Below are 1,039 nucleotides of genomic sequence, written 5' to 3'. Positions count from 1 at the left end.
ATGTAATGTTTCAAAACCAAACAGAAAAAGAATAGCGTTAGCGATGGATACGTTAAACCAAATGGATGTAAGTGACAGGGAGAATATGCTAACTTATATAAATGATTATTGCTCTGAAAAATTAAAGTTTGATGATGGCACTGGCTGTTTCGAAATTTCTTGTGACGAAGAGCTTAAACTTTTGCTGTATGGTATCGAAGAGAGATATTACACAACTCGATTTGGTAATGAAAAAAGGTTGGCCAACTCGATACAAAAATTATGAATTGTTTTATATCAAGGGATGCAGATAATATTGTTCAGTAATGCATGATCATTTAATGACAGACAAAATTTGGCTTTGTACTAATGTTCTGCGCGCAGCAACCGCCCGCATTGAGTGGATTTTTGAAACTTTTCCGTCGGTATGCCTCTCTTTTTCAGGTGGAAAGGATTCCACGGTGCTTTTCCATCTTGTGGCAGAGGTGGCCCGCAGGAGAAAACGTCATTTCTCTGTATTGTTCATTGACTGGGAGGCTCAGTACCAGTGCACCATTGAACACATTCAGAAGATGCGGGAGATGTACAGGGATGTGACGGACATCTTTTACTGGGTGGCACTTCCCCTGACCACGGTAAACGGTGTCTCGCAGTTTCAGCCGGAGTGGATATGCTGGGAGTCTGGTGTGAAGTGGGTTCGCCAGCCACCGGAGGGGGCCATTACAGATATGGCGTATTTTCCCTTTTACCGTTACGCCATGACCTTTGAGGAATTTGTTCCGGCGTTTTCTTCCTGGTTTGCCGGCAACCGGTGTGGAGTGGCAGTGCTGACCGGTGTCCGGGCGGATGAATCCCTCAACCGCTTTATGGGACTGGTGTCCCAGCGCAAACTGAGATATGCCGATGATAAGCCCTGGACCACGGCGTCGCCTGAAGGGTTTTACTACACCATGTATCCGTTATATGACTGGAAAGCCCGTGATATCTGGATATATAACGCCAGAACCCGGGCTATCTACAATCCCCTGTATGACCTGATGTACCGTGCCGGCGTGCCGTT

General features: G+C 46.1%; 1 protein-coding gene and 1 pseudogene. Both read left to right on the top strand.

What is annotated here, in order from left to right; genetic code table 11:
* Positions 1 to 265 (top strand): annotated as a pseudogene (locus FFT88_RS25115) (ATP F0F1 synthase synthase); the annotation flags it as partial.
* A 40-nt stretch (positions 266 to 305) separates the two neighbouring features.
* Positions 306 to 1,039: phosphoadenosine phosphosulfate reductase family protein (locus FFT88_RS25110; RefSeq protein WP_167851631.1), on the top strand; the 734-nt coding region annotated here is incomplete at its 3' end.

Origin of the sequence: Escherichia sp. E4930 (assembly GCF_005845405.1) — a bacterium.
Lineage (GTDB): Bacteria > Pseudomonadota > Gammaproteobacteria > Enterobacterales > Enterobacteriaceae > Escherichia.
Note: the sequence above shows the minus strand (reverse complement) of the source record. Positions and strands in the feature narration are given on the sequence as shown.